The organism is Stenotrophomonas sp. P5_B8, from assembly GCF_054049855.1.
On record NZ_JBFULO010000302.1, the window covers coordinates 1 to 4812 of the forward strand.

General features: G+C 67.4%; 4 protein-coding genes and 2 pseudogenes. 2 read left to right on the forward strand and 4 right to left on the reverse strand.

All coding sequences use genetic code 11. The annotated features are described in order from the left end of the window. Positions 1–787, forward strand: a pseudogene (locus tag ACXJKH_RS14935) (sulfite reductase flavoprotein subunit alpha); the annotation flags it as partial. Positions 788–947: 160 nt separating this feature from the next. Here the strand turns inward: ACXJKH_RS14935 and ACXJKH_RS14940 are convergent. The 4 genes and pseudogenes from ACXJKH_RS14940 to ACXJKH_RS14955 form a co-directional block, all read right to left on the reverse strand. Beyond that, complete coding sequence (locus ACXJKH_RS14940) at positions 948–1547, reverse strand: HutD/Ves family protein (RefSeq protein WP_457320417.1); 600 nt, start codon at positions 1545–1547, stop codon at positions 948–950. Between the two features lie 23 nt (positions 1548–1570). After that, entirely contained in the window at positions 1571–2290 is a 720-nt protein-coding gene (locus ACXJKH_RS14945; protein WP_457320419.1) for a murein L,D-transpeptidase catalytic domain family protein, read from the reverse strand. 26 nt (positions 2291–2316) lie between these two features. Continuing rightward, positions 2317–3390, reverse strand: a pseudogene (locus ACXJKH_RS14950) (L,D-transpeptidase). 389 nt (positions 3391–3779) lie between these two features. Beyond that, positions 3780–4214 carry a ComEA family DNA-binding protein gene (locus ACXJKH_RS14955; RefSeq protein ID WP_457320421.1) on the reverse strand — a complete coding sequence of 145 codons (435 nt, stop codon included), beginning with the start codon at positions 4212–4214 and terminating at the stop codon, positions 3780–3782. A 94-nt stretch (positions 4215–4308) separates the two neighbouring features. Between ACXJKH_RS14955 and ACXJKH_RS14960 the strand changes: the two genes are divergently transcribed. Beyond that, positions 4309–4812, forward strand: a 504-nt coding sequence (locus ACXJKH_RS14960; RefSeq protein ID WP_457320423.1) for a M20/M25/M40 family metallo-hydrolase, incomplete at its 3' end; no start/stop codon positions are given.

A 4812-nucleotide genomic window follows, 5' to 3' on the forward strand; every position in this document is an offset into this window, starting at 1 on the left:
GGTGGAGATCGGTCCACGCCACGCGCCGGCCGCTGTCGAGGCATGGCTGGCCGAGGCCGCATTGGACGGCTCGCAGGTGATCGACGGCGTCGCGTTGCGCGAGCATCTTGCCTGTGCGCACCTGCCGACCGCTGAAGAAACACCGTCCGCCGATGCCGCATTGCTGGTTTCCGCGCTGCGACCGCTGCCCCATCGCGAATACTCCATCGCCAGCATGCCGGTCGAAGGTGACGTGCAGCTGTTGCTGCGCCGCCAGTTGCGTCCCGATGGCACGCCCGGCCTGGGCAGCGGCTGGTTGTGCGATCACGCCGCCCTCGGTGGACGCATCGACCTGCGCTTCCGCAGCAATCCGAATTTCCACGCGCCCGCTACCGACGCACCGCTGATCCTGATCGGCAACGGCACCGGCATCGCCGGCCTGCGCGCGCACCTGCGTGCACGCAGGGATGCCGGCGCGCGGCGCAACTGGCTGCTGTTCGGCGAACGTACCGCTGCGCATGACTTCTACTTCGGCGATGAACTGCAGGCCTGGCAGCAGGCCGGCTGGATCGAGCGTCTGGATACGGTGTTCAGCCGAGACGGCGGCGAGCATCGTTACGTGCAGGACCGGCTGCAGGCCAACATCGACACGCTGTGGCAGTGGGTCCGCGACGGCGCCACGATCCTGGTCTGCGGCAGTCTGCAGGGCATGGCCCCGGCAGTGGACGACGTGATCGAACGCGCACTGGGACGCGAAGGCAAGGAAGCGTTGATCGTGGCCGGCAGGTACCGCCGCGACGTGTATTGAGCGCACCCAGTGCGCCGCAGCCGATAGGGTCGGTTCCCAAACGAACGATGACCGTGATCGGCGCGACACACGCATCATCTCCACCGAAGCCGCCTTCGCCACCGGTCAGGTCGCCACCGAACGTGGCACACGGGTATCGGTGATCGATCGGGATGCGTCCCTAACGCGGACTCAGCCGGATCGCCAGCAGCTCGCCGCCACCRCGCAACGCAAATCGCTTGCGCGCGCCAGCGGCCAGCCACGCGGTGTCACCCGCCTCCAACGGTGGCATTCCGGCCTCCCCCTCGAACGCGGCCTGGCCGGCCAGCAGGTGAATCGCCCAGGCCACCGCGGGCTCGGTGAAGAAGAACATGCTGCCCACCAACGGTCGGTGCAGTAGCGCTGCATCGAGCGTGTCGCGCCGCCACATCAGGTTGAAATCGTGGGTGAGGCCATCGACCAGCTCGCCGCTGACCTGCGCCTCGCCGGCAAAACGCAGCCGGTCGTGCGGGGGCGACAGTGTATGTACCGTGCCATCCGCGAAACGCAGACGCAGCCCTTCCCCACGCAGCAGCACCAGCTCGCGCTCGATGCCGGGGAACGCGGAAAACGCCGCGTCCTGTTCGATCTCGGCAATCGACAAGCGCACCTGCCAGCCATCATTGTCCGGCACGCGCAGGATTTCTCGGGTCCAGCCCATGCCGTTGCGCCAACGTTCGCGACGGTATTCGAAACTGGGAATGACGCGCGTGGCCGCGCTCAGGACGGTATCGGTCGACATGCCGCCATTGTGCCCCAGCACGCTCAGCCGGCGCTGCCACCGCAGTCCGGTCCGAGCAGCTGCGAGCGCGCCAGCCAGTCCTTGTCGGGGTAGTAGGCGAACACCATCGCACCGCCGCGCAGGCTGTCGATGAGCGGCTTGGCCACCGTGAGGCGTACTGCCGGGCAGCCCAGGCTACGGCCGAGGCGGCCCTGCAGGCGCGCCATGGTCGGGTTCACGTACGGCGCCCCGTGGATGACGATGGCGCGGTCGCGCGCATGGTCGTTGAAGCCCGGCTCCAGGCCTTCCAGGCGCAGCGAGTAGCCGTTGCCGCCCATGTAGGTTTCCTTGGCGGTGAACGCGCCCAGGCTGGACATGAAACTGCCGTCGCGGTTGGAGAAGTGCTCGGTCTGGTTGCCACCACTGTTGCGGCCATGCGCCACCCATTCTTCGAACAGCAGCTTCTGCCGGGCCAGGTCGAACACCCACATGCGCTGCTGGGTCGAGGGCCGCGAATAATCGATCACGCTCAGCCGGGTCGGATCGATGCCCAACTCCGGCCGACGCAGCGCACACGACATCGCCTTGGCGGCCAGCTGCAGGACCTTGCGGTCCGCGCCGGGCGCGGCGCGGGCGAGCATGTCGGCCAGCTGCGCCGGCGGCAACGTCCCGGCCGCCACTGCCGGGGCAGCCTCTACCGCGGCGGCCGACGCGGTCAGCGCCAGCCCGCACAGGGCATTCCAGGAAAAGGTGGACACACGCATCAACGGCATACCCGCAGGACCCATGCCTACAAGGTGGACCCGCCAGCGTCGGATTCCAACACCGGCTGCAGGTTCTGTTCATCGGCCTCCGGACGCACCGCCGGCAGGCTGGTGACCAGCAGGGTGGTGCCCGGCACCAGCGCCTTGTAGAGCTGCTCGGCGAATTCCGGCGGCAGCGCCATCGGCAGGCTGGGCGTGGCCAGCAGGTCCGGGCTGGCATTGCCGGCGCTCTGCCCGAGCAGCGGATAGGCGGTCCACTTGTGCAGGCGCTGATGGGCGTCCAGCGGGCTGGGCACATCCGAGTAGCCCTGCTGCATCACGAACAAGGTGGTGCCCTCGAACGCCGGCAGCGCCTTGGCCTGCAGCCGCGATTCGCCGATCAGTACCCCGTCGCGCAACACGTACAGGCGCTGGTCGTGCAGGCTTACCAGGATGCCGACCTGCCCGCTGGGGGCGGCCGCATCGTTCCAGTAATGCTCCGGCGCAGCGGTGGTTTCCACCAGCGGCTTGCCGGTGCTGTTGACCGGCGCCAGCACCGCCGGATAGGCCAGCGTCATCGGCGCGCTCTTGGCATCGGCCACCACCACGGTGTCGCCGCGCTTGGTTTCGCCGAACAGCTTCTGCGCGAACGCCTGCGGCAGGCGCACGCAGCCATGCGAGGCCGGGTGCCCGGGCAAGCTGCCGCCGTGCAGGGCGATGCCGTCCCAGGTCAGCCGCTGCATGTAGGGCATCGGCGCGCTGTTGTAGAGGTTGGACTTGTGGTCCTTGTCCTTCTGCAGGATGGTGAATACGCCAGTCGGGGTTTCGTGCCCGGTCTTGCCCGAGCTGATCGTACTCAGGCCGATGGCGATGCCGTTGCGGTACACGTAGGCGCGCTGCTCATCCAGGCTGACCACCAGCACGATCGGACCGGCCGGGGAGATTTCCGGATGCTACAGGAACTGGCCAGGCTTCAGATCGGTGGGACCGCGCGGCGCGGCAACGGCCTTCGCGGCGGCGGTGCTGGCGGGCGGCGTGGCGGTCGCGGCAGCAGCCGAGCCCATACCGGCGGCGAACAAGGTGGCCAAGGCCAGGGTAAGCAACGCGCGGCGTGGCGCCATGTGGTTCATTCCATGCAGTGATGCGACGACGCTACACCAACGCGCTGCATGAATCAGGTGTTGGCGTGGGTGTGCACGTCGCCCAAAAGAAATTGCCCGGCCACGCATCCCTGCGCAGACCGGGCAATCGTCACGTCCTTGTCGGCGTCCAGCCTTCCCCCTGTGCATCCTGCCCAGTGTGGGTCCGGCCATGCTCCCTGCACTCGGCCGTAAATCGTTCCGCCATCGCAGCCCTTCCCGGGTCTGGATGCCACCGTCCAGGTGGATCCGCGCCACTCCTTCCGCGCCGCATCCGTGCGCACCGCTTCCCTGCGTGTGTCGGTGTCATCGCGCGTCCTGCGCGGCGACCAGTGACCAGCTCCCTGCCCGTCCCCGACCTGTCCTGTTGGTCATCGCCTTGGTACGGCTGCCGGCAACGCCCTCCTGGGCGGTTCCGCCGCGGGGCTCTTCATGACCCCCGCCGTCATCCGTTGTCGATTCCGTTCGACCGTTGCTGTCCCTATCCCCTTCACCCGTGCCAGATCCTCGATCCGGAGGAAAGGTCCGTGTTGTCGCCGGTACGCGACGATCGCGTCGGCCTTGCGTGGCCCCACGTTCGTCAATCCCTGCTGCAGCGTCGACGCATCAGCCGTATTGATGTCGATGCGGTCGGCCGCGTGAGCGGCTCCCATCAACAGCAGTCCCAGCGCAAGCGCCTTCCACGAAAACCAAGGCCCCACCGTGCTACTCCTTGTGGCTCGGAACCGGTGCCTGCCGGCTATCCCGTCGGAGGCTCCAGCATCCCTCGCCACATACACACAGCCTATCGTCCACAACGCCTTCACACAGCCAGCCAAATACCTGACGTGATGTAGGGAAATCCCTACCCCGACCAGCGGCGTAGAATGTGACGACTAGCCAATGCCTCCGGAGTGTCAGATGGACAGCACCAAACTCGGCCAATTCGTCAGTGAGAAGTGGGACAGCGAAATCGTCCCGCAATTGGTCGATTACATCCGTATTCCCAACAAATCGCCGATGTTCGACGCAGATTGGGTGGCCAATGGGTACATGGAGCAGGCCGTCACCCTGATGGAAACCTGGGCCCGGGCCCAGAACCTGCCGGGCCTGAGCGTGGAGGTGGTGCGCCTGGAAGGCCGCACGCCGCTGCTGCTGCTGGAAATCCCCGCCTCCGGCGCCGAGACCGGCGACGACACCATCCTGCTCTACGGCCATCTGGACAAGCAGCCGGAAATGACCGGCTGGGACGACGACCTCGGMCCGTGGGTGCCGGTGCTGCGCGGCGACAAGCTGTACGGCCGCGGCGGCGCCGATGACGGCTATGCGATGTTCGGCTCGCTGGCTGCCGTGCTGGCACTGCAGGAACAGGGGCTGCCGCACGCGCGTTGCGTGGTGCTGATCGAAGCCTGCGAAGAATCGGGC